At 38.5% G+C, this 21,073-nt stretch carries 22 protein-coding genes and 1 other annotated feature; of the genes, 12 read left to right on the top strand and 10 right to left on the bottom strand.

Going from position 1 to position 21,073, the window contains the following annotated elements:
• Positions 1-15 precede the first annotated feature (15 nt).
• Positions 16-1,638, top strand: a complete 1,623-nt coding sequence (locus LDX58_RS01200; RefSeq protein WP_227935034.1) for a nitrite/sulfite reductase — start codon at positions 16-18, stop codon at positions 1,636-1,638.
• Complete coding sequence (locus LDX58_RS01205; protein ID WP_227935035.1) at positions 1,635-1,835, top strand: DUF3906 family protein; 201 nt, start codon at positions 1,635-1,637, stop codon at positions 1,833-1,835. The genes LDX58_RS01200 and LDX58_RS01205 overlap by 4 nt, the downstream gene beginning before the upstream one ends.
• Before the next feature lie 72 nt (positions 1,836-1,907).
• On the opposite strand, the gene LDX58_RS01210 is transcribed toward LDX58_RS01205, so the two are convergent.
• From LDX58_RS01210 to LDX58_RS01225, 4 genes are all read right to left on the bottom strand, one after another.
• Positions 1,908-3,752: a S8 family peptidase gene (locus LDX58_RS01210; protein WP_227935037.1), complete on the bottom strand. Its 1,845-nt coding sequence runs from the start codon at positions 3,750-3,752 to the stop codon at positions 1,908-1,910.
• Positions 3,753-3,773: 21 nt separating this feature from the next.
• On the bottom strand, positions 3,774-4,334 hold the full coding sequence (locus tag LDX58_RS01215; protein ID WP_227935038.1) for a GNAT family N-acetyltransferase: 561 nt from the start codon (positions 4,332-4,334) through the stop codon (positions 3,774-3,776).
• Positions 4,331-5,146: a divergent polysaccharide deacetylase family protein gene (locus tag LDX58_RS01220; RefSeq protein ID WP_227935039.1), complete on the bottom strand. Its 816-nt coding sequence runs from the start codon at positions 5,144-5,146 to the stop codon at positions 4,331-4,333. Before LDX58_RS01220 ends, LDX58_RS01215 begins: the two co-directional genes overlap by 4 nt.
• A gap of 146 nt (positions 5,147-5,292) precedes the next feature.
• Entirely contained in the window at positions 5,293-5,598 is a 306-nt protein-coding gene (locus LDX58_RS01225; RefSeq protein WP_035661684.1) for a MerR family transcriptional regulator, read from the bottom strand.
• Between the two features lie 312 nt (positions 5,599-5,910).
• On the opposite strand from LDX58_RS01225, the gene cobA reads away from it, so the two are divergent.
• The 5 genes from cobA (at position 5,911) to cobT (ending at position 11,406) form a co-directional block, all read left to right on the top strand.
• Positions 5,911-7,368: a uroporphyrinogen-III C-methyltransferase gene (cobA, locus tag LDX58_RS01230; RefSeq protein ID WP_227935040.1), complete on the top strand. Its 1,458-nt coding sequence runs from the start codon at positions 5,911-5,913 to the stop codon at positions 7,366-7,368.
• 15 nt (positions 7,369-7,383) lie between these two features.
• Entirely contained in the window at positions 7,384-8,220 is an 837-nt protein-coding gene (locus tag LDX58_RS01235) for a sirohydrochlorin chelatase (RefSeq protein WP_227935041.1), read from the top strand.
• Positions 8,217-8,849: a precorrin-2 dehydrogenase/sirohydrochlorin ferrochelatase family protein gene (locus LDX58_RS01240; RefSeq protein WP_227935042.1), complete on the top strand. Its 633-nt coding sequence runs from the start codon at positions 8,217-8,219 to the stop codon at positions 8,847-8,849. Before LDX58_RS01235 ends, LDX58_RS01240 begins: the two co-directional genes overlap by 4 nt.
• Positions 8,850-9,004: 155 nt before the next feature.
• Positions 9,005-10,390 (top strand): cobyrinic acid a,c-diamide synthase CobB, encoded by a 1,386-nt coding sequence (locus tag LDX58_RS01245; RefSeq protein ID WP_227935043.1) that lies wholly within the window; start codon positions 9,005-9,007, stop codon positions 10,388-10,390.
• Complete coding sequence (gene cobT / locus LDX58_RS01250) at positions 10,387-11,406, top strand: nicotinate-nucleotide--dimethylbenzimidazole phosphoribosyltransferase (protein ID WP_227935044.1); 1,020 nt, start codon at positions 10,387-10,389, stop codon at positions 11,404-11,406. Before LDX58_RS01245 ends, cobT begins: the two co-directional genes overlap by 4 nt.
• A 76-nt stretch (positions 11,407-11,482) precedes the next feature.
• Here the strand turns inward: cobT and folE2 are convergent, their stop codons facing one another.
• The gene (gene folE2 / locus LDX58_RS01255) at positions 11,483-12,367 is read right to left on the bottom strand and encodes a GTP cyclohydrolase FolE2 (protein WP_227935045.1); all 885 of its coding nucleotides are present in this window, start codon (positions 12,365-12,367) and stop codon (positions 11,483-11,485) included.
• 212 nt (positions 12,368-12,579) lie between these two features.
• Between folE2 and LDX58_RS01260 the strand changes: the two genes are divergently transcribed.
• From LDX58_RS01260 to LDX58_RS01270, 3 genes are all read left to right on the top strand, one after another.
• The gene (locus LDX58_RS01260) at positions 12,580-12,864 is read left to right on the top strand and encodes a hypothetical protein (RefSeq protein ID WP_227935046.1); all 285 of its coding nucleotides are present in this window, start codon (positions 12,580-12,582) and stop codon (positions 12,862-12,864) included.
• 24 nt (positions 12,865-12,888) lie between these two features.
• Entirely contained in the window at positions 12,889-13,047 is a 159-nt protein-coding gene (locus LDX58_RS01265) for a hypothetical protein (RefSeq protein ID WP_227935047.1), read from the top strand.
• Positions 13,048-13,329: 282 nt separating this feature from the next.
• Positions 13,330-14,700 (top strand): aspartate kinase, encoded by a 1,371-nt coding sequence (locus LDX58_RS01270; RefSeq protein WP_227935048.1) that lies wholly within the window; start codon positions 13,330-13,332, stop codon positions 14,698-14,700.
• 74 nt (positions 14,701-14,774) lie between these two features.
• Here LDX58_RS01270 and LDX58_RS01275 read toward each other — a convergent pair whose 3' ends face one another.
• The 4 genes from LDX58_RS01275 to proB all read right to left on the bottom strand — a co-directional run bounded on the left by LDX58_RS01275 (position 14,775) and on the right by proB (position 19,284).
• Positions 14,775-15,596 (bottom strand): ion transporter, encoded by an 822-nt coding sequence (locus LDX58_RS01275; protein ID WP_227935049.1) that lies wholly within the window; start codon positions 15,594-15,596, stop codon positions 14,775-14,777.
• A gap of 475 nt (positions 15,597-16,071) precedes the next feature.
• Complete coding sequence (gene proC, locus LDX58_RS01280; RefSeq protein ID WP_227935050.1) at positions 16,072-16,908, bottom strand: pyrroline-5-carboxylate reductase; 837 nt, start codon at positions 16,906-16,908, stop codon at positions 16,072-16,074.
• 10 nt (positions 16,909-16,918) lie between these two features.
• Positions 16,919-18,166, bottom strand: coding sequence for a glutamate-5-semialdehyde dehydrogenase (locus LDX58_RS01285; RefSeq protein WP_227935051.1), 1,248 nt, complete (start codon positions 18,164-18,166; stop codon positions 16,919-16,921).
• The gene (gene proB, locus LDX58_RS01290) at positions 18,163-19,284 is read right to left on the bottom strand and encodes a glutamate 5-kinase (protein WP_227935052.1); all 1,122 of its coding nucleotides are present in this window, start codon (positions 19,282-19,284) and stop codon (positions 18,163-18,165) included. The genes LDX58_RS01285 and proB overlap by 4 nt, the downstream gene beginning before the upstream one ends.
• A gap of 102 nt (positions 19,285-19,386) precedes the next feature.
• Positions 19,387-19,609: a binding site (T-box leader), on the bottom strand.
• Between the two features lie 123 nt (positions 19,610-19,732).
• Here proB and LDX58_RS01295 point away from each other — a divergent pair.
• Positions 19,733-20,515 (top strand): SDR family NAD(P)-dependent oxidoreductase, encoded by a 783-nt coding sequence (locus tag LDX58_RS01295; RefSeq protein WP_227935053.1) that lies wholly within the window; start codon positions 19,733-19,735, stop codon positions 20,513-20,515.
• A gap of 67 nt (positions 20,516-20,582) precedes the next feature.
• Positions 20,583-20,789, top strand: coding sequence for a hypothetical protein (locus tag LDX58_RS01300; protein WP_227935054.1), 207 nt, complete (start codon positions 20,583-20,585; stop codon positions 20,787-20,789).
• Here LDX58_RS01300 and LDX58_RS26550 read toward each other — a convergent pair.
• Positions 20,756-20,962, bottom strand: a complete 207-nt coding sequence (locus tag LDX58_RS26550) for a YqzH family protein (protein WP_227935055.1) — start codon at positions 20,960-20,962, stop codon at positions 20,756-20,758. The two genes, LDX58_RS01300 and LDX58_RS26550, sit on opposite strands and share 34 nt — an antisense overlap.
• Positions 20,963-21,073 lie beyond the last annotated feature (111 nt).

The following is a 21,073-nucleotide window of genomic DNA, read 5'->3' on the forward strand; positions in this document are numbered from 1 at the left end:
GGGGGAAGTTGAAGCATGGGGTATGAAAAAATTTGGTCTTCGGACTTAGATAAGTTAAATAAAGACGAGCTTCGCAAGTTAGAGAAGGATGGATTAGAAATTCTAGATGATATTAATAAATATGCAAAGGAAGGGTTTGAGTCCATTCCAAAAGAGGATTGGAGCTTATTCAAATGGGCTGGTCTTTATTTGCAAAAGCCAAAAGAAGACGGGTATTTCATGATGCGCGTTAATATTCCATCTGGTTTAATCACAAATGAACAAGCTGAAGTATTAGCTGGCATTGGGCGAGACTACGGTCGTGATGTGATTGATATTACAACTCGTCAAGCAATTCAATATCACTGGCTTACAATCGAGAACCTACCTGATATATTTAAGCGGTTAGAATCAGTGGGTCTCTCGTCAGTTGGTGCCTGTGGAGATATTCCTCGTACGATAATGGGGAACCCCCTTGCAGGAATTGACCCGAATGAATTATATGATACAAGGGAGATTGTTGAGGATGTTTACCGTTTCTTCCAACGCAACCCTGACTTTTCAAATCTTCCACGTAAATTTAAAATGTCTATTTCCGGCAACATACATAATGCCGGTCATGATCGCATTAACTGTATGTCCTTTACACCAGCTGTGAAAGAAATCGATGGTGAGGAAGTAATTGGATTCCATGTAAAAGTCGGTGGAGGACTATCAGCCAAGCCATATCTCGCAGAGGAACTGGATGTATTTGTACGTCCGGAGAAAGTAAAAGAGGTCGCTATTGCAATTGCGTCTATATACCGTGATTATGGCTATCGTGAAAAGCGTCACCGTGCCCGTTTGAAATTTTTAATCGCTGATTGGGGCGTTGAGAAGTTCAAAGAAAAACTGCAAGAATTTGTTGGCGAACTTCCGACAAAAGGAAGTTGTAAGCTTGAAAAATGGAATGGTGGCTATTTCTACGGAGTTAAGCCGCAAAAACAAGAAGGTTTAAGTTATGTAGGGTTTAATGTGCCAGTTGGTCGTATGAATTCTGACGAATGGTTCAATCTAGCTCGGATTGCAAGAGATTATGGAAATGGTGAAATTAGAACGTGTAATACGCAAAATCTTGTCATTCCTAATGTTCCGAATGAAGAAGTTGAAGCTTTGTTACAAGAGTCTCTTTTTGATCGAATTAAATTAGAGCCCAAGCATTTCATTGGATATTCTGTTTCCTGTACAGGGATTGAGTATTGTAACTTAGCTCTTGTTGAGACAAAAGAGCGAATGAGACGTGTGGCTGAATACTTAGATGAGCACCTAGATATCGATGTCCCTGTTCGAATTCATATGATTGGTTGTCCAAATGCTTGTGGTCAACGTCAAATTGCAGATATTGGCCTTCAAGGTGTCTTAATGAAAAACAAAGACAAGAAAATGGTTGAAGCGTTTGAATTTTATGTGGGTGGAACACTCGAGCAAGAGGTTGCTCAATTCAATAACAAACTAAAAGGAAAAATTGAAGCTGAAGAGTTAGCACCAGCTTTAACTTCATTATTACGCTACTATGAAGAAAACAAAGAGCCGAATGAAGAATTTTTTGATTTCTATAATCGGGTAGGTCATGATGCCCTTCAAACAGCGTTAGATGAAATCCTTGCAATCGCTTCATGATGTATTTATATCGATTTGAAGTTGAAACTGAGGAAAAAACGTTGCATGTGATCGTTGCTGCCAACGATCAAGAATCGGCGTTTACAACGGCTGAACAAGAAGTGGAGAAAAATTTTCTGAAGCTTCCGAGCATTTCTGCTGTTACCTTATTAGAAAAAAAACCGATTCGTCAAGCAACAGGCTTTGTTGTTGAATAATAAAAAATCAGCCTCTCTGTTTGTTAAGAGGGCTGATTTTTTTATCTCATTAGCTCATATTAGAATCAACCATTAATTTGAAATAGATTTTAAGGCAGCTGCTACATCAATCTCCCCAAAACCATAATAAGGATCATGTCCTTTTGTTCCTAGATCTTTCGCTGTTGTTCTCATTACATCATATACTTCTTCGTTCGTTAAATCAGGTCTAAGTGAACGGATTAAAGCTGCAAGACCTGCAACATGTGGTGCAGCCATTGAAGTACCTGACATGACAACATAGTTGTTATCAGGAAATAAACTTGGTATATGCTCACCAGGAGCTGCTACATCTACGTGTTTTCCGTAATTGGAAAAGAAAGCGCGGTTTCTTGTGTCATCTACAGCTGCAACTGTAAATACTTCTTCGTAATTTGAGGGATACATGGGATCTTCGACATTGTCATTCCCAGAAGCTCCAACTAAAACGACATCTTGTTCATAAGCATATGAGATGGCATCATATAATAAATCAGATGGATAGTAATCACCGAGGCTCATGTTAATCACGCCTGCACCTTGTTCGACGGCCCAATATATACCCTTAGCTACCTCAAAGGATGAGCCTTCACCTTCGTCGTTGAGCACTTTCACAGGGAGAATGGTGCTATTAAAGGATATACCTGCAATCCCTGTTAGATTATTCGTTAAAGCAGCCGCAACACCAGCTACATGAGTCCCGTGTCCATGTGCATCTGTATAGTTATCAGAGTCGTCAATAGCGTTGTAACCAGGTCCAAGTTTGTCTTTTATGTCTAAATGATCTCGATCGACCCCTGTATCGAGGACGGCAATCTTGACGCCTTCTCCTCCAGATAAATTCCACCCCTCATCAATTTCAATTTGATTAAGATTCCATTGATAAGGCTCGAAAAACTCATCATTTGGTAAAGTCGTTAATACCGTTTGATTAGTCGGTTGATGATGTGGCTTAGCTTGTCTTGGTTTCTCTTTTGGTTCATTAGGTACGGTTGAAAAGATCGTAACCTGTTTTGAAATAATGAAATTCGGTTCTACGATCGCTAAATCATAATCACGTTTTAAACGCTGAATTAACTCTTCAGTTGACTCTGTGCTTGATTTAACGACGAATAAAGGGTTATTGTTTTCAACAATCACTAAATCAGGTTGATCGTTAAACCATGTTTCTGCTACTTCGGCATGTTTAAACTTAATAACTGCTTCGTGCTCATGATAAGTTTGCTGTAACTTTTCTGGCTTTTGGTTATCAGAATGTACGACAATTTGCCAACCTAACTCGGGCACTGTTTCGGACCGGAGATCTTCGGGGAGATCTTCGGTTGTTTCCCAATCGACTTCCGGGTCTGAGCCAGACACGAAAAAGGTTCCGTTTGCATCTGCTACAGAAGCCATATCTTTCACAAAGGATTTAACAAAGGACAAGTCTACTTCTCCTACAACAGTACGGCCATCTTTCATCTCCTCACCCATTAACATAAACTGCTCTCCGTCAATCAGATAAGGATCTGAGAATTTACTTTTCATATGGTAATGAGTCAATTTAGAGAGATCTAATCTTTTTAAATCTCCAACCTGCTCAACCACTTCACCTTTTTTAAAAATCGCAAAACCGTTAAAGTGAGGGTGTTCAGAGATTTCCTCTTTAAAGCGTGCTCGCATTTCTTCTTCGTCTAGATCAGCGTCGGCCCACCTTTGCATTTGAGCGGATAGTTGCTTTAAAAACATAGATGTTGTAAGCGAGAGGTCTTCAGCCATTAAATGATCCATTGCTGAAACCTCTAAATTTTGCGGAATGTTTTTTGTTTGAATGGAATAGTTGTTATCATCAATTAGGGCACGCCCTATAATCCCTAAACCAAGACCTACTATTGCAACAATTATTACTGTTTTTGCCATTCTCCACATCATTGGCTAGTTTCACCCTTTCGTTTGTTTGAAAAAATACGCCATGAAGATTTCATGATCATAAACGCCATTAATACATACTTGGTCTTTCTGAACACCTTCTGTAACAAAGCCATATTTCTCATATAAACTTTTTGCGATCGTATTTGATTCGAAAACGGTTAAGCATAATTTGTGTAATTGGTGAAGACGACACCAATTAAGTGTGTAGTCCATAATTTGCTTTCCGATCCCTTTTCCTTGGGAATCATTATGTAACCAAGTTCTAAATAGACCAGTATGACGCTTCATAGCTAAATCTCCTCGGATTACTCTTGCAATCCCTTTGACGTTTCCGTTAACCTCGACGACTGTATACATATTGTCTTGAGCAGTCATTTCTTTAATGAACGCATGCTCTTCTTCAACGGTTCTTGCTTTTTCTTTTTGGATAGAGGATCCTTGTTTGATGATGGATTCAACTGAATCAATAATCTCTTTTGCATCATGCAGTTGAACGGGTCGCAAAACGACCTTTGAATGGTCTTTAGCAGTGAACGCTTTTTCTTGAGTTAGTTGCTTAACGGTGTTCAAATAGGAGTCTCCTTTCTTGCTTGCCAAAAGCCGGAATGATCATGATCGATTTCGGTGTCTAACAAATGTGACATCGGAACAATATTTACATGTTCCTTAGAGAAAATAGAGAGTGCATGCTCGACTCCAATGTAAGTCTCATTCCCTTTAACTCCAACATGACCGATCCCAACAGCTTTTTTGTTTTTCTTTGCGATCTTCAAAAGAGATGTCATTTGTTTAGCCACATGTTGCTGTGTTGAAAAGGTATCGTCTAAAAAAACACTTCGTTTTGCATAGGGAATATCTAATTCCTTCGCTAGTTTTGAGATGACAGAGGCTGAACTTGTTCCACTATCTACTACATATAAATTATGTTCTTTTGCCACTTCAAGTATGACCCTGATAATTCGCTCGTTTTCAACGATTTTTGAACCCATATGATTATTAATACCTTTTGCGTGAGGAACCTTTTCAATGGCTTCCATTACCCTTAATCGAACTTCTTCGTTGGAGAGATCGCTTGTTATTGCGTTTGGTCCTAGCCAAGATGTCTTACCTTTTTTGGGTTCCATTGGCATGTGAATCATTACTTCTAGTCCTGCTTGATAGGCTCGTTCAGCTTGCTCTGTCGAGTGTTCCATAAATGGCATAATCGCCACGGTAATAGGAATGGAGCCTGATAAAAAAGATTCAACGCCTTTTACATCTCCACCGAAGTCATCAATAATAATGGCTACTTGTCCATAATCATTTGCTTGAGTGTAAGAGTGGCAAAAAAATAAAACAAAGATAAAAACAAAAAGCGAACATAGAACGAAATGTAGACGCATAGAAACCACCTCTTTTTAATTAATTTTTATATTGTTTAGTTTGTCAAAGGACGTAACGTTCTATGTTAAAAAAGATAAAATAAGCCAAGGGCTTTAAAGACAGTAAAAAAACACATATATTAACGAGTTTCTCGTTAATATATGTGTTATTTACGAATATTAAATGCAGCATTTAACTGACCACGTAGCATGCGATCGCGTACTTCTTGCTTTTGCATTTGTTTTTGCTCCATTTTTCGAATCTCAAAGGTTTGCATCCCGTCTTCCATTTTATTGGCGATGTCAAGTAGTCGCTCTACATCTAGGAATGAATATTTACGTGTTCCGCCTTTGGATCGTTCTGGATAGATTAATTTTCTTTCTTCATAATAGCGTATTTTTCTCTCTGATAGGCCGGTCAATTCACTAACAATACCAATCGTTATCACTTTTTTATCTTTGTATGATGACACCCATTCCACCCCTTATTAAGTCAGAATGTTTCAGATCTTTTTTATATCATAGCATAGCTGATAGTGGGAAACGACTGGAAATGTTAGATAATCTGACATGGTTTATTGGGTATTTAACATTTATTGGTAAGTAGTTGATTCGATCTTTTAAATATATAGGATTTGTCAAACAAATATAATTGAGGTCCTATCTGACTTATATTATAATTGATAAAACACATAAAATAACTCGGAATAAATTTAGACTTATGAAAAAATCGAACTTGATGTAAAATACGAATGACATGTTGCAATCGTCGAAGGAGTGTACTAATGGAAAAAGGCTATGTATATTTAGTGGGTGCAGGACCAGGAGATATTCGTTTATTAACTGTAAAAGGACAACAGTGTCTAGAAATGGCTGATGTTGTTTTATATGATCGTCTTGTAAACCCGTTAGTTTTAGAAAAAACAAAACCAGGAGCAGAACTTGTTTATTGTGGGAAATTACCCGATCGTCATCTTCTTAGACAAGAGGCCATTAATGACTTGCTTGTTAAATATGCGTTAGAAGGAAAAGTAGTTGTTAGGTTAAAGGGGGGAGATCCTAGTGTTTATGGACGGGTTGGTGAGGAAGCGGCTGAACTGGAGAAATTTCAAATTGACTATGAGATCGTACCAGGTATTACAGCGGGAATTGGGGCATCGACTTATGCCGGTGTTCCAGTTACCCATCGGGATTATGGCGCCTCGTTTGCTATTGTGACAGGACATGATAAATCTGCAGATGGACAACCTTTGATTGATTGGCAAGGGTTAGCTAAAGCAATCGATACAATTGCTTTTTACATGGGAGTTAAAAACCTTCCCTATATATGTGAACAGTTGATAGAAAATGGTCGCAAAAAAGACACACCAGTTCTACTTGTGCAGTGGGGAACGTTAGGGAAACAAAAAACGCTCATGGGTACGTTGGAGACCATCGCTCAATTAGTGAAGGAACAAAAATTTTCAAACCCAGCTATAACGATAGTTGGAGATGTTGCTAAGCTTAGAAAGACAGAAAGTTGGTTTGAACGCCAGCCTTTATTTGGAAAACATATATTGTTTGGTCGAACATCAGAAGGAGAAAGTGAGATTGCTTCCGAGCTTACTCGTCTTGGAGCTGAAGTCTTAGAATATCCTCGATTTATCACAGAAACGAAGGAAATAGATCTTGATTTCGCAAACTATGATGAAATTATTTTTCATTCACCAAAAAGCGTGAAGTGGTTTTTTAACCAGTTAAAGAAACAGCGGTTAGATATTCGTTCTCTGACAGCAACCCTCTATGGTGCTTCTATGAAATCAATTAAGGCAATTGAATCTTTTGCTTGTCTAGGTTTTCCGATTCGTGAGATGATGGAAGGGAGAAAAAGACTGCTAATTGGCCCTGACGTTTGGAAAGAGCGTGTCCAACAAAGAATGGAGCTCTATGGTCAACATGATTTCCTTGCCTCTCATTCAGAATTGATTGTTGCGCAATCAAACTTCACTTGTCAACGAATCCTTGATGAAGATCGAGTAGATACAATTGTTTTTCCGAGTGCAGAGTCAGTGAAAGTCGTTACGGAACAAATCACTGCCTGCAATGAAACACCTGCGACACTTTCGGAACGCGCCGAGATTATTTGTTTCGGGCCTGCCACGTACAATGCTGCTATCCGTTATGGTTACCTGGTAACAACTACGTTACAAGAACCTTCAGGACACGCATTGGTAAATGAACTAGTGAAAACCAGATCAAGTTAAAGGAAGGTGAGCTCTTTGCAAGCCATTTTATATATTGGACATGGTAGCCGAGTTCAAGCTGGAAATGAGGAGCTGAATGCTTTTGTAGAAAAAGCAAAAGCGGCTCACCCAAATGTTGAAATTCAAGAATGTTGCTTCCTTGAATTAGCAGAGCCAACGATTCAAGAAGGGGTCGAATCCTGTATCAAAAAGGGAGCTACTAAAATTGCAGTTGTTCCCGTTTTACTGTTAACTGCGATGCACGTAAAAGTAGATATTCCAGAAGCGATCGATAAACTGAAAAAACGTTATCCTGCTGTTTCATTCGCATATGGGCGCCCGATTGGAATAGAATCTACCGTTATTGACATAGTGAAAAATCGTCTGAAAGAAGCTGGGTTCCCGTTACGAGATGGACGTCCAAATTATGAAGCCAGAGAACCTATTTCTATTCTTCTTGTTGGGAGAGGGAGTAGTGATCCTGACGCGACGAGTGATTTGATGAAGATTGCTCGTTTAGTTTGGGAATTTACTCCTGTAGCGGATGTGGATGTTTGTTTTCTTGCTGCAACACGGCCAAATGTAGACGAAGGTTTAATGCGAGTGAATCGCCTCCCAAATGAAAAAGTTTACGTTGTACCTTATCTTCTTTTTACAGGGGTTCTGATGAAAGGCTTACAAAAACAGCTGGATGAGTGGTCAAAACAATCAAATAAAGAATATATACTTTGTGATTATTTAGGATTTGACGACCAATTAATTACAGTTTTAGCAAGACGTGTTCAAGAAGTATTAGATGAGAATGTTTTGGTCAATTGTGACACTTGCTTGTATCGAACTGGCTTCTTCGAACAACAAGGAGCAAAAGGATGAAAGGCTACCTACCTTTACTATTTAAAGTTGAAGGGAAAAGTGCTGCAGTGATTGGTGCAGGATCTGTAGCGAAGCGCCATGTTTTAAAATTGATAAAAGTTGGGATCAGCGATATTATCGTATATGCTCCGAGCCTAGACGAAGATTTCCAAACGTTTGTAAACAGGGAGGAAGTCACATGGAGGAAAGGAGAAGTTCAGGCTTCTCAGTTATTTATTGAGAACATGTTATTTTTAACAACGAATAATTCAGAACTTCATCTAGCAATCTATCAAAATCGACAACCAAATCAACTTATATATATGGCTGACCATCCTGAATTAAGTGATTTTCATTTTCCACTGACTTTAGAAAAGGGTCTTTTGACAATCGCTCTGTCAACTGGTGGGGCAAGTCCATCTTACGGAAAACAACTGATGACAGAGTTTGAATCGTTTTTAACGGACACTATTGAAGAGGATTTAGATTTTTTAGCAAAAGCTAGACAGCAAGTACTAGCTAGTGGACTAGATGAGCAGACGCGAAGAAATATATTAAAAAGAACTGCAACAAAAGCATTTTTGCATAATAGAGAACGTGGAACATTACTAAAGCAATTACTAGATGAACACACGAAAAAATCGACCTAAGCAGTCGGTTTTTTTCATAGTCACAACTTGTTTGCGGTGTTGGTAGAAGAATACTGGTTAGGAGAAGTTAGCTTAGTTTAGTTTAGGGAAAAAGATCAACAATAAATAGGATTTAGTAGTTATAATAAAGGAACATGATGATAAGGAGTGAGGGAATGCAACGACGCATCATCGTTTCAGGTACGGCTAGCGGTGTTGGGAAAACAACGGTAACACTTGGTCTAATGGCGGCTTTAACTAAGCAACAAAGGATTGTACAAGGATTTAAGTGTGGGCCTGATTATTTGGATCCAACCTTTCATTTAGCTATTACCAATCGAATATCACACCAACTTGATAGCTGGATGCTATCTGAAGAATGGATCAAAACGATTTTTTATAAACATAGTAAGGATGCTGATCTTTCTATCATTGAAGGAATGATGGGATTATTTGATGGACATGCAGCCTCAAATAATGTTGGAAGTACATATGAGATAAGTCAAATCCTAGATGCACCTATCTTGTTAGTAGTCGATATCAGCCATTGTGCAAGAAGTGCTGCAGCAATCGTTAGAGGATATCAATTACTAGAGGAGGATGTAAATCTCGCAGGGGTTATTCTTAACCATGCTGGCAGTGAGGGGCATGCTAACCTCTGTCAGGAAGCCATTGAACAAATGTGCGACATACCTGTTGTAGGCTATTTAAAATCAGATGATGTGCCTGTTCTTCCTGAGAGGCACTTGGGGCTCGTTTCAGCACTAGAACAGGGCCAGCACGATCTCCTTATCGAAACTTTGGCTCGTGTTGTAGCCAATCAGTTTGATCTAGCTAAAATCCTAGATATCGCACAGCGGTCAACTAGTTTAAAAGAAGAAAAGTTTATATTCAATTGGCCTGTGGAATCTAGACATGTCCGCATCGCTGTGGCATATGACGCTGCTTTTCATTTCTACTATGAAGAGAACTTTTCCCTTCTTAAGAAGGCAGGAGCTGAGTTAGTCCTGTTTTCTCCATTGGCTGGGGAATCGCTTCCTTCTGAGTGCGATGGAGTTTATTTAGGGGGTGGCTTTCCTGAAGAATATCTCGAACCACTAATGAAAAATAAGAAACTAATAGCAGATATTCAAAAAGCTAGTAAAGATGGCATGCCTATTTTGGCAGAATGCGGCGGGTATATGTTTTTAGCAAAGGAGATCCATGTTAACGGAAAGACATACCCAATGGCAGGTGTGATTCCTATGGAAGTAACAATGCAAGAGAAACTAGCGGCAATAGGTTATCGCGAAGTGGCAACAGTGACGGAGACCATTTTTGGAAAAAAAGGAACTTTAATTAGAGGGCATGAATTTCATTATTCGACTTCAAGATTCATTGAAGATGTTCAACCGGCATTCACCTATGAAACTCAAAATGGAGAAAGGCATCATGTCGGTTTTCAATCAAATGAAGTTCTTGCTAGCTACATCCATCTTCACCTCGCTTCAAATCCAGAAATGGCATTAGCGTGGATGGAGACATGCCAACAATATCAATTAAAAAGGGAGAACAGCAAATGACCATTGAGACATTTAACGAGGTGGTTCTAACCGATACAAAAGCTCGTTTAAATCAACTAGCCAAACCTTTCGGAAGCCTTGGAAGATTGGAAAAATTAGCTATTCAATTAGCAGGAATTACGGGACAAGTTCAACCTATAATCGAAAAACCAGTAATTATTGTCGCGGCGGCAGACCATGGGATTGTAGTAGAGGGTGTCTCAGCCTATCCTCAAGAAGTTACGGCATTAATGATTGAGAACTTTGTTCGTGGAGGGGCTGCTATTAATGTGTTTGCTAGGCAAATAGGAGCTGAAGTGGTCGTTGTTGATGTCGGGGTCAACGCTGATGTTTGTACGCAACCAATCATTCATCAAAAAATCAGAAATGGAACTAGGAATTTCCTTCACGAAGATGCTATGACGGAAGAAGAAGCTTTGGCCGCCATCTCAGTCGGTAAAGAGATCGCCAAAGAATCCATCATGAAAGGTCACCGCTTACTGATTACAGGAGAAATGGGAATAGGAAACACAAGCGCATCTAGTGCTCTTGTTGCTTGTTTGACAAAAGAGCCCATTGAAAAAGTAGTGGGAATTGGAACCGGATTAAAAGAAGAGGAAAGAAGAAAAAAGGTTACGATTATTAAAGAAGCAATAGTGAATCGTAATATAACTGCTCACACATCTCCATTGTCAATCTTAGCGAAAGTAGGAGGCCTTGAAATCGCCACTTTAGCGGGTGTCATTTTAGAAGGGGCAGTCAGACAAACACCAGTACTAATTGATGGTTTTATTTCGACTGCAGCGGCTTTAGTAGCGAAAAAATTAGAACCTGCAATCGGACCTTATTTAATGGTTGCTCATCAATCGACAGAACTCGGGCATGAAGTTGTGATGAAATATTTAGACGTCGAGCCTATTTTAAAGCTGGACTTACGATTAGGAGAAGGTACAGGAGCAGCACTGGCTTATCCAATTGTAGAAGCTTCATCTAGAATATTAAGCGAAATGGCTACTTTTAAAGATTTAGGATTGTAATAGGTTTTACATAAATTCGAACGATACTTTAAAAGAAAAGGCAGGTGAGAAAGCTCTCATCTGCCTTTTTTTACATTTATTTAGTATAGGTTAGTTTAGCGATTGCGTCATGTTGGTGGATGGACTCTTCATTACGACATTCAACGGTGAATGATTTGACAGCATCATTTTCATATAAATCAGCTGCAACAAGGCGAACGAGATCTTCAACAAAACGTGGGTTTTCGTAAGCATGTTCTGTTACAGCTTTCTCATCTGGACGCTTTAATACAGGGTAAAGAATAGAACTTGCATTAGTTTCAGCTGCTTCAAGAAGGACAACTTTCCAATCAGCCGCATAGTTGTCATCGACCGTGACAGTCATTGTTACGAAGCTACGTTGATTGTGCGCACTGTATTCACTAATTTCTTTAGAACAAGGACATAGCGTTGTAACAGCACCAGTTAATGTAATAATAGATGTATAACCTTTTTCTTCATTGAAAGAAACATCGTATGTTACATCAGCATGAGCCATCCCCTCTTTTTGCATCGCAGGGCTTGTCTTTGTAAAAAACCAAGGGAACGTAACACGGACATTCGCCGCTTTCTGATTCATTTCTTGAGCCAAGATAGCAGTAAACTCACGTAGTGTTTCATCCGTAAGTAAATGAGATTGAAAAAAATGATGCAGTTGTTCCGTTAAACGACTCATGTTAATGCCTTTAAGATCTTGCTCTAAACTCGTTGTTAGCGCAAAAGTAGCCGTTGTCGTCTGAGTAGTTGGTGCGATTTCTGATTCAATCATTACTGGATATTTCACGTCTGAAATCCCTACTTGTTGAATGGGAAAGTAAAAATCTGCTGGTTTATTTTGAAGGTCTGGCATTTTTTCTTTATCGGTTGGTTTTGTCCCAATAATGGGGTCAACAGTACCAAAATGACGATGACGCTCAGCCTTATGTGGTAAAGAACGCTTCATTTTATGATCACTCCTGAAAGTTAATTCTCTATTAGAAAAATTCTAGCATAACTTTACATGAAAACTGACAATTATATTTCAGTACCAAAAAAGTTGCGAGTTATACTTACTACATATTACACTACAATGGGAAAAGGAAACAAGAAAGTTGACTGAGGTTATCAACCTTTAGATTAAAAAGGTGAAAATGTTAAAAGGAAAAGAGGTATATGATGAAAAAAGGAACGATAATATGGCTAGTGGTAGCAATAGCACTAATTATTTTCGGTTTCACAATCGAAGTGACGGTGACCCCTTCGGATGAAACCAGAGTTATTATAGATCATACTCAAAAAGTTTATAGTGCACCTGCTTGTTATGACCAAGCCGAACTAACAAATAATCTAGAGGAAACAACACTTGGACATGCAAAAGATCTAGAATATGTAAGTGAATCAAATTGTACAGAAAAGGAATTTTCAGGGGAGAAAAAGCCGTTTTTATTAAGTCTATTTTAATAACGAGTGAAAGGAGTGTGGTAAATGAAGAAATCATTATTTATCATCATATATCTCCTTAGCATTATTGGTTGCGATACGATACTAACTGCGGAAGGAATTCCATCAGAGAGACTAGGAGAAATCACTTTATCAGAAAATGAAAAAGTGATTTTTTCTTTGTTGACTGATGAAGTTTTTTAAGTTTTAGTTTCTAGAAATAGGTGAAGGGGGTTTTAAGAGAGAGAGGTCGACTAGGCTTTCTTCTATCAGCCTCATTTTTGGATTCAAGAGTCAATGCCAAGAAAAGGTGTGTATTGTATGGAACAATGTGGTGAGTCTAGCTGAGGAAGAATAAGGCGTATATGTAAGTGTATAACGTTAAAGAATCACTTTGCAGTTCCGATTTTAGTATGCTATATTGGGAATGTTCTAAAAACTTAAAAAGCAGAGAGAATTGAAGGATAAGGGAGCTGGAGACAACAGATGAAGGTAGCGAAATTTGGGGGGACATCGGTAGCAAGTGCAGAGCAAATTAAAAAGGTAGCTGCCATAGTGTCAGAGGATAAAGAAAGAAAAGTTATTGTGGTATCTGCACCTGGTAAGCGTCATAGCGACGATACCAAGGTAACAGATCTTCTCATTCAATTAGGAGAAACTATGCTGCAAAAAGGAGAAGCGGAAATCGAGTTAGAAGAAGTCGTAAAGCGTTATGAAGATATCGCAGACGGTTTGGACCTAGGACGTGACATCGTTGCGACGATTGAAGCAGATTTGCGGAAAAGACTTGAATTCGATTTGAGTCGGTCAGAATCGTTTATGGATTTAATAAAAGCGAGTGGCGAGGACAATAATGCTAAGCTGATTGCTTCTTATTTTCAAAAAGTAGGATTAAATGCTACCTACCTAAATCCTCAAGATGCTGGATTGTTTGTTAGTGATGAGCCAGGAAATGCTCAAGTACTACCAGAGGCATATGACCATCTTATTAAATTACGTCAACGAAATGAAATTATTGTATTTCCGGGCTTTTTCGGTTATTCAAAAGAAGGAACTCTTGTTACATTCTCACGTGGAGGTTCAGATATCACGGGCTCTATTTTAGCTGCTGGTGTTAAAGCGGACTTATACGAAAACTTTACAGATGTTGATTCTGTTTTTGCTGCAAATCCTAATATTATTGATAACCCAGTAAAAATTAAGAGAATGACATACAGAGAAATGCGGGAATTATCTTATGCTGGTTTTTCTGTTTTTCATGACGAAGCTTTATTCCCTGCTTTTAGAAATGGAATCCCAGTTTGTGTAAAAAATACAAATAATCCATCTTCTTCTGGAACGATGATTATTGCTGAAAGAGAATATTTTCTAAACCCAGTAATTGGAATTGCCGCAGATGAAGATTTTGCAACTATTTATGTTCGTAAATATTTAATGAACCGAGAAGTAGGATTTGGTCGTAAATTGCTGCAAATTTTAGAGGATGAGGGTTTATCTTATGAGCATATGCCATCTGGAATTGATGATACTTCAGTTATTCTACGTCAAGAACAATTAACAGAAAAGATTGAAGAAAGAATTGTCGCTAGAATTAATGATGAACTTTGTGTAGATGATGTCTATATTGAGCGTGACTTTGCTATGGTCATGATCGTAGGAGAAGGGATGCATAATACGATCGGAATTTCTTCACGTGCGACAGCTGCTTTAACGCGGGCAAACGTTAATATTGAAATGATCAACCAAGGGTCATCAGAAGTAAGTTTAATTTTAGGAATCCATGCCTCTGACGCTGACCGTACAGTAAGGGAATTGTACCAGGAATTTTTTGGTGGATCAGATGAGACTGTTCAATAAAAAATTGCCATACTTAAGTAATAGCGAAATTGTAAAGAAAAACAGCCTGAATGTGATATTCAGGCTGTTTTTCTTTACTTATTATCAGTGAGCTTTTGGAGCATGGCTTTCATTTCTGAGATCTCAGCTTTTAATTCTTGTAATTCAGTGTTAGTTTCCTCTTCTTTTTCAGCTTCATTCGCTTTTTCAACATTATTAACAATGACCCCAATAAAGAGGTTAAAAACGATAAATGTACCAACTAGTATAAAGACGACAAAGTAGATCCAGGACCAAGCTAATTCAGCAAAAATTGGACGCATGACGCCACTTGCCCAGGATTCCAAAGTGACGACTTGAAATAAAGTTAAAAGAGAGAGTTGTAGATTGCCAAAGTATTCTGGTGCAACACCTGCAAATAACATCGTTCCCATAACCCCAAAGATGTAAAAGATGATACTCATGAGAATCATAATATTTCCTAATGCTGGTATCGTCATCAATAAAGCGTCAACCAGACGCCGTAATGATGGGATTACGGATATGGCTCGAAGAACACGTAACACGCGAAGAATTCGCAGGACGGTAATAAAGTGGGCACCTACAAACAGATGTCCCGCTGCTATAATTAGGAAATCAAACCAATTCCAGCTGCTTTTAAAGAAATTCTTCGTCGGTTTAGTTGCAATAAAACGCATCGCTATTTCAATGGTAAAGAACCATAGCAACGCATAGTCTGCTAGAAAGAACCACTCTTTATAATCCTGATAAATGTCAGGATAGGTTTCAATTCCAACAAGAATGGCATTTATGATGATGAGGCCAATTACAGTAGATGTAAAGGCACGATGAAAAACAATGCGCTGTATGGAACGAATAAGTTTATTTTCTGATAGTTCTGTGTTTGAGATTTCCATAATGCAACTTAACTCCCCTATAAACAATTTAACTTTCATTTTACTAGTTTTTACTGCTGGACAAAAGCTTTAAATTATTAATGAACAAACGTTCTTTTTTCGATATCTATTCTTGATACTATAAATTAAGAAAGCATAAGGAGGGAAAGAACATGGAAAGGCTATTAAATCGCAGTGTGAATGAGGCGCTTAGATTAGAAGTGATTTACACCAACTTTAGAAATACCGTACAATAATCACTAGAGTATGGGATGCATAATGAGTCAGTCGTGCACCCAGGGGGAAATCGAATTCTATTATTGATACAGATTTAAATTCTGGTACACGCGGTTTAAATGATCGTTCTGGATATGATGAGGAAGAAGAGAGTTTCAAGGGAAAAGGTCGATATAATTATCTAGATTACTTATATAGTTATTAAAGATGAAGAAAACAACTAGTTTCGAATCTAGTTGTTTCCTTCGTTAAAGTACAATTATTTTTTCGTGTTTGAAAATACCGCTCCTAATTCTTTAGAACGTGTAATAGCGTTTGTGATTGCGTCTATCATTGCTTCTTGGCTATGTCTTTCTTGTAAAACTTTCATACCTGCTTCTGTCGTTCCATTTGGACTCATAACCTCTTCATAAAGCTCTTTTGACGTTTTAGTTGTAGTTTGCAGACGTTTCCCAACACCCACTACAGTTTGTGAAATAAATGCACTAGCTTCTTCTTGTGAAAGACCGGCTTTTTCAGCTGCTTTCTCCATCGCTTCAATCAGATAATAAAAATAGGCAGGTCCACTTCCAGCAAGACCAGTTGCTGCATCGAGTTTTTCCTCATTAACTACCACAACAGTCCCAACTGCTGAAAAAAGTTTCTCGACTTCATGCAATTGTTGGTCGTCTGCAAAAGAGCCCTTAGTTATAGCTGTTACAGATTCACCCACTTTTGCTGATGTGTTAGGCATTGTTCTGATTACACCAGCTTTGTGACCGAGTAAATCTTCAATATAACCAGTAGGAATGCCTGCTAAAACAGAGACAAATAATTGTGTGGGGTTGGTGTTTTGCCTAACATCTTCAATCGCTTCTTTTACAGCTTTAGGTTTCATCGCCAATACGACAATGTCGCCTTCCTTTACTGCTTCCTCTCGATCACTGTTTGTTCGAATTCCATATTCGACCTCAAGATAGTTTAGCTTTTCTTGGTCACTTAAGTTTGTTGCAATGATTTGATTAGGTTCGACCACTTGAAGCCTGACAAGACCAGCAATGATCGCTTCAGCCATCGATCCAGCACCTAAAAAAGTAATTGTTTTATTTTTGAGCAAACTTTCTCACCTATCCTTTCACCTGTCCCTGACCTTGGACGATGTATTTAGTTGATGTTAATGCTTCAAGCCCCATTGGACCACGAGCGTGAAGCTTCTGTGTGCTAATACCAATTTCTGCTCCAAAACCGAATTCAAATCCATCTGTAAAACGAGTAGAAGCATTATGGTATACGGCAGCTGCGTCTACTTTATTTAAAAAGCTTTCTACATTCCGTGAATCCTCGCTAATAATAGACTCAGAATGCTTTGTTCCATACGTATAAATATGATTAATCGCTTCATCAACAGAACCAACAATTTTTAAGGCTACTTTCAAATCAAGGAATTCATTTTCCCAGTCAGATTGAGTGGCAGGTTCAATGTGGCTGTCATAAACTCTTGTTTCTTCATCGCCAACAAATGAAACGTTTTTCTCTGCAAGTTCTTTTAGAAGATCATTCATATGAAGGGTAGCCCACTCACGGTCAACTAAAATAGTTTCAACGGCATTACAGACGGAGGGGCGTTGTGTTTTAGCATTTACAGCAATCGAAATCGCCATTTGTTTATCAGCTGTACGATCAATGAAAAGATGGCAATTACCGACACCCGTTTCAAGTACAGGGACAGAAGCATTTTTAACGACTGATTGGATTAAAGATGCTCCTCCTCTTGGAATGAGGACATCTAAATAGTCGTTTAATGTAAACATGTCTGTTGCTGTTTCTCGACTTGTATCTTCTATTAATTGAATCGCTTCGACTGGTATCGTTGTTTGTTCGAGAGCACGTTGTACGACCTTAACAAGTGCTGTATTTGAATAAATGGCAGATGAACTTCCTCGTAATAAAACGGCATTCCCCGCTTTTAAACATAAGCTAGAAGCATCAATGGTTACATTAGGACGAGCTTCATAAATCATTCCAATCACACCAAGAGGTACACGGACTTTGCTAATCTCGAGCTTATTTGGACGTGTATCAGTCGATAGCACCTCTCCAACTGGATCTGGTAATAGAGCGACTTGTCTTAAGCCTTCCGCCATATCGCTTAAGCGGCTTGACGTTAAAGTTAAGCGATCGATCAGTCCTTCATTTGTCCCGTTCTGACGCGCAGTGATGATATCTTTTTCATTCTCTTTAAGCAGATAGGCTTCTTCTTTAATCAGTTGTGTGGCAATTAAGTGAAGAGCATCATTTTTCTCTTCACTTAAGACTGTTGAAAGAATTCGTGCACATTCACTTGCTTTTTTCGCTTTTACGAGTAATTCGCTCATTTCATTGTCTCCTTTATATTGGGAACCCATTCATTCCGATGGATCACAACAGGTTGTTTATATTTTTGTGTTTTATCATTTTCTTGTAGTTGCTCTTGAAGTTTTTTTAGCTCCTGAACGGTGATATTTGTTTTGCCTTTGCCAATAATCGAGCCTTTTCGATTGCGAACTTCAATCACATTACCTGCAGTGAATTCTCCATCTATTTTGACAATTCCAACAGGTAATAAACTTTTCCCTCGATATAGAAGAGCATGTTCAGCACCTTCATCGATAGTAAGACGAGCAGAGCTTGTGGAATGAAGAGCAATCCATTGCTTTGTCTTTTGCATAACGGCTTCATACTGAAAAGAACCAATATAAGTCCCGTCTCCTTTGCCACTTAATATATCAATAAATGTTTCAGGCTGATCTCCTTTGCCGATAAAGACATTAACCCCAAGTGTGAGAGCTGTTTGGGCAGCACTTACTTTGGATTTCATTCCTCCTGTACCAACTTTTGAGTTGGAGTCTCCTGCAAGAGCAAGTAAATCTTCTGTTATATATGGAAGATAGTTTATTTTTTTCGCTAAAGGGTTTGTCTGGGGATTAGCATCATATAGTCCATTAACATCTGTCATGATACAAAGGGTATTAGCGTGAATTAATCCACTAACAAGAGCTGATAACATATCATTATCACCAAATGTTAATTCCTCAATCGAAGTGGAATCATTTTCATTAATAATAGGTATGGCATTTCTTTTTAGTAATTCAGTTAATGTCGAATAGGCGTTGCCGTAACGTGTTTCATCAGAAAAGTCTTGTCTTGTTAATAGAAGTTGGGCAGGTGTTAAGTTGTAAATAGAAAATTGCTCGATATAAGCTTGCATAAGCATGGCTTGCCCGACTGCAGCGGCAGCTTGTTTTCCTGCGATCGTTACAGGACGACTTGGGTAACCAATTGCTTTAAATCCAGCAGCAACAGCACCAGAAGATATAACAATGACCTCATGACCATCTTGTTTTAGTTTAGCAATTGCTTGAACAAACCGAGTAACTTTATCCATACTTAGAGCACCTTGATTTGTCGTTAATGAACTACTACCAATTTTAACGACTAGCCGTTGTCGATTCATGTTTTTCTCTCCTCGTTTCTGTAAATAGTTAGTAAGTGTGTGCCCATAAAGGTGGGGATATCTGGTCAATTTTTATAAAAATAAAAAACTTCTCTGTCCTAGAAAAAGGACGGAGAAGTTTCATCCGCGGTACCACCTTTGTTGGCAATAAATGCCCACTCTAACCCGTAACGTGGGGAACGGTCTATTGAACTTAAGAAATCCATTCAACGTGACTAGCTCCAGGGCAGGTTCAACAACATTAGTGGTGATGACCTTTTCAGCCGGTGAGGTCACTCTCTTTTCACATAATGAATTGTCTAATAATCCCTATCGATGCTTTTTGTATTGTTTTTTCTATTATATGAGGGTGAAGGGTTTGAGTCAACTATCAGTTCCATAAAGGGTAGTGAGAATCGATTATTTCTTGTAGAATTAAAAAAGATAATGGAGAGATGAGGAGTTTAATATGAGAAAGACAAAAACAATATGGATAACAGGCGCATCCAGTGGTTTAGGGTGGGATATAGCTCTTGAAGCCGGAAGAAAAGGCTATAGAACGGTTTTGTTAGCTAGAAACACAAAAAAATTACATCAATTGCAGAATTTAATTGAAGAACTTGGTGGGGAGGTATTTACTTATTCGTTAGATGTGAGCGACCCGGAGATGATTACAAAGGTGACAGAGCATGTTATGACTGAAGTAGGACAAATTGACGTCCTAATTAATAATGCCGGTTTCGGTGTTTTTGAAAGAGTAGAGTCGACCAATATCAAAACAGTTGAAGAAATGTTTGCGGTTAATGTGATCGGTTTAATTGCGTTAACGAAACAAGTACTTCCTTATCTAATAAAGCAAAATAGTGGACATATCATTAATATCGCCTCACAGGCTGGTAAGTTGTCAACGCCTAAATCTAGTGTTTATGCAGCAACTAAGCACGCTGTATTAGGTTTTACAAACGGCCTTAGGCTTGAATTACTTGATCAAAATGTTCATGTTAGTGCAGTCAACCCTGGTCCTATTAAAACTGCTTTTTTTGAAAGAGCTGATCAAGAAGGAACGTATGTGAAGAATGTTGAAAGATGGATGTTGGATTCTAAAGAAGTCGCCAAAGCGACTATTCGTTTAATCGAAAAACCAAAGCGTGAGCTCAATTTACCGAAATGGATGAATATGGGGGCGACCCTGTATCAACTTATGCCCGGAGTGGTAGAGAAAATAGCAGGGAAGAAATTCAATCAAAAATAAAGGCTAGGAAACGGTCTTTTACAGGTAGGTAACTAGAGAAAACCAGGGGATTTAACAGGGGGTTATTATGAAAAATCGTTATCATTGTTGTGCAACATGCCGCCATTTTTCTGCGAAAAGGAAGGAGGGGAGTGGCATGGTTTACCACTGTATGCGATTAGGTTTTGAAACGAAAACAAGCTATACCTTTAATTGTTGGGACCCAAAAGATCAGATCAAACAGCTGATGGAAAAAGAAGGCTATTCATCGTCTTGGCCGGTGAAAAAAGAATAGACAGTATCATGGATGATGTCTCTCAAGTCCATTTGTTTGTGTTCAGTTATCCTTTTTAAAATTCTTTGAACAAGTTCATGTTCTTCTGTCTCAGTTAAGGGGAGGCAGAATTCTTGATCTGTATAAGTTTTAGCAACAGCTTTAATTTGTTTTGATATTAAATTAGTATCCATAATTCTCACCTTTTATAGAGAGTTTTTATTAAGTATAGTAGCTAATGAGGGAATGGTAAACAATTTGACTTAAATCAGGAATCATTTTACAATCAATCTTGTAATAATCTA

The sequence above is a fragment of the Alkalihalobacillus deserti genome, from assembly GCF_020734105.1.
Lineage (GTDB): Bacteria > Bacillota > Bacilli > Bacillales > Bacillaceae_D > Halalkalibacter > Halalkalibacter deserti.

Excerpts from the sequence above, each read along its gene's own strand:
- proB (WP_227935052.1), bottom strand. The coding sequence starts at position 19,284 with ATGAATCGACAACGGCTAGTCGTTAAAATTGGTAGTAGTTCATTAACG.
- LDX58_RS01210 (WP_227935037.1), bottom strand. The coding sequence starts at position 3,752 with ATGGCAAAAACAGTAATAATTGTTGCAATAGTAGGTCTTGGTTTAGGG.
- LDX58_RS01220 (WP_227935039.1), bottom strand. The coding sequence starts at position 5,146 with ATGCGTCTACATTTCGTTCTATGTTCGCTTTTTGTTTTTATCTTTGTT.
- LDX58_RS01285 (WP_227935051.1), bottom strand. The coding sequence starts at position 18,166 with ATGAGCGAATTACTCGTAAAAGCGAAAAAAGCAAGTGAATGTGCACGA.
- cobT (WP_227935044.1), top strand. The coding sequence starts at position 10,387 with ATGACCATTGAGACATTTAACGAGGTGGTTCTAACCGATACAAAAGCT.
- LDX58_RS01295 (WP_227935053.1), top strand. The coding sequence starts at position 19,733 with ATGAGAAAGACAAAAACAATATGGATAACAGGCGCATCCAGTGGTTTA.
- LDX58_RS01240 (WP_227935042.1), top strand. The coding sequence starts at position 8,217 with ATGAAAGGCTACCTACCTTTACTATTTAAAGTTGAAGGGAAAAGTGCT.
- LDX58_RS01245 (WP_227935043.1), top strand. The coding sequence starts at position 9,005 with ATGCAACGACGCATCATCGTTTCAGGTACGGCTAGCGGTGTTGGGAAA.
- LDX58_RS01200 (WP_227935034.1), top strand. The coding sequence starts at position 16 with ATGGGGTATGAAAAAATTTGGTCTTCGGACTTAGATAAGTTAAATAAA.
- LDX58_RS01260 (WP_227935046.1), top strand. The coding sequence starts at position 12,580 with ATGAAAAAAGGAACGATAATATGGCTAGTGGTAGCAATAGCACTAATT.
- LDX58_RS01205 (WP_227935035.1), top strand. The coding sequence starts at position 1,635 with ATGATGTATTTATATCGATTTGAAGTTGAAACTGAGGAAAAAACGTTG.
- LDX58_RS01265 (WP_227935047.1), top strand. The coding sequence starts at position 12,889 with ATGAAGAAATCATTATTTATCATCATATATCTCCTTAGCATTATTGGT.
- LDX58_RS26550 (WP_227935055.1), bottom strand. The coding sequence starts at position 20,962 with ATGGATACTAATTTAATATCAAAACAAATTAAAGCTGTTGCTAAAACT.
- folE2 (WP_227935045.1), bottom strand. The coding sequence starts at position 12,367 with ATGAAGCGTTCTTTACCACATAAGGCTGAGCGTCATCGTCATTTTGGT.
- LDX58_RS01275 (WP_227935049.1), bottom strand. The coding sequence starts at position 15,596 with ATGGAAATCTCAAACACAGAACTATCAGAAAATAAACTTATTCGTTCC.
- LDX58_RS01270 (WP_227935048.1), top strand. The coding sequence starts at position 13,330 with ATGAAGGTAGCGAAATTTGGGGGGACATCGGTAGCAAGTGCAGAGCAA.
- LDX58_RS01300 (WP_227935054.1), top strand. The coding sequence starts at position 20,583 with ATGAAAAATCGTTATCATTGTTGTGCAACATGCCGCCATTTTTCTGCG.
- cobA (WP_227935040.1), top strand. The coding sequence starts at position 5,911 with ATGGAAAAAGGCTATGTATATTTAGTGGGTGCAGGACCAGGAGATATT.